Origin of the sequence: Brevibacterium sp. 239c (assembly GCF_900169365.1) — a bacterium.
Lineage (GTDB): Bacteria > Actinomycetota > Actinomycetes > Actinomycetales > Brevibacteriaceae > Brevibacterium.
Map to the genome: position 1 here is coordinate 1 of NZ_FXZH01000067.1, position 1,148 is coordinate 1,148.

The following is a 1,148-nucleotide window of genomic DNA, read 5'->3' on the forward strand; positions in this document are numbered from 1 at the left end:
CCAGCAGGCAGTCCTGCCGACAAGACATCGATGACAGCCTGCAAGAGCCTCTTGCCTTCACTGCGGTCCTCGGCCCGGTAAGCAGCCACGATGTCTTGGTAGAGCGCCCAGGTGACTTCGACTTCGGTGAGGTTCGCATCAGCGAAGAGACTGGCGATCCGTTCTTGTTGTCGTCTCGTGAGCAGGTCTGTGCCCGTGTGCAGCGTCCTCCTTGCCCGATACAACGGGTCCTTCGCTCGTCCACGATGCCCAGTTGTCTCCTGCTGGACGCGGCGGCGAACGTCATCGAGGGCATCACCAGCAAGCTTGACGACGTGGAACGGGTCCATGACTTCCACAGCATCGGGAAGTTCCTCAACGGCTGCGGTCTTGAACCCGGAGAAACCATCCATCGCAACGACTTCGATTCCATCACGCCAGCCCTTGGGTCGGGCGGCCAACCATTGTTTGAAGACCTGCTTCGACCGTCCGGGCACCATATCGAGTAGGCGTGCTGTGCCCGTTCCTTGGCTGATCGGGGTGAGATCGATGATGACGGTGACGTATTTGTCTCCCCGGCGAGTGTGGCGCCACACGTGCTCGTCGACACCGATCACAGACACGTCGTCGAATCGATTCGGATCGTTGATCAGCAGCCGTTGTCCTTCGGTCAGGACCGCGGAGTTCGCGGTATGCCAGGACACCGCGAGCTTGTCAGCGATGACTGCGACGGTGTCGTGATCGATGACGAGGGCACGCAGTGCCCAATCGAGTCCGGCTCGAGAGATCTTTGCTCGGGCTGGTGCCGCGGTCGTAGTGTCCTGGCGCCACACGTGGCCGCATTCGATGCACTTGTAGCGACGCAGGCGGATATGCAGTGTCGTTGGCCTGTGGCCGAAGGGCTCGTGTGCCAGTCGACGCACGACGGTGTCGCGGATGTCGCCGTGGCCGCCACATCGTCGGCACCATTCATCGGTGGTGTTCGGCCGGCATTTCAGCACCGCTTTGTGTGCGGTGATGTGTTGGCCGATGCAGGTCAGGTCAAGGGTGTCGAGTCGGCAGAATGTCGTGAGGTCAGGCGTCGAGAAAGTAGGCTTGTCCACGTCGAGGTCTTTCGGATGGGCAGTGTGAGAACTTCCATCATCGGAAGACCTCGACGTCTATCCGGG

At 60.8% G+C, this 1,148-nt stretch carries 1 protein-coding gene; it reads right to left on the reverse strand.

The annotated features are described in order from the left end of the window. Positions 1–1,082: ISL3 family transposase (locus BSP239C_RS20400; protein WP_101575109.1), on the reverse strand; the 1,082-nt coding region annotated here is incomplete at its 3' end. Positions 1,083–1,148 lie beyond the last annotated feature (66 nt).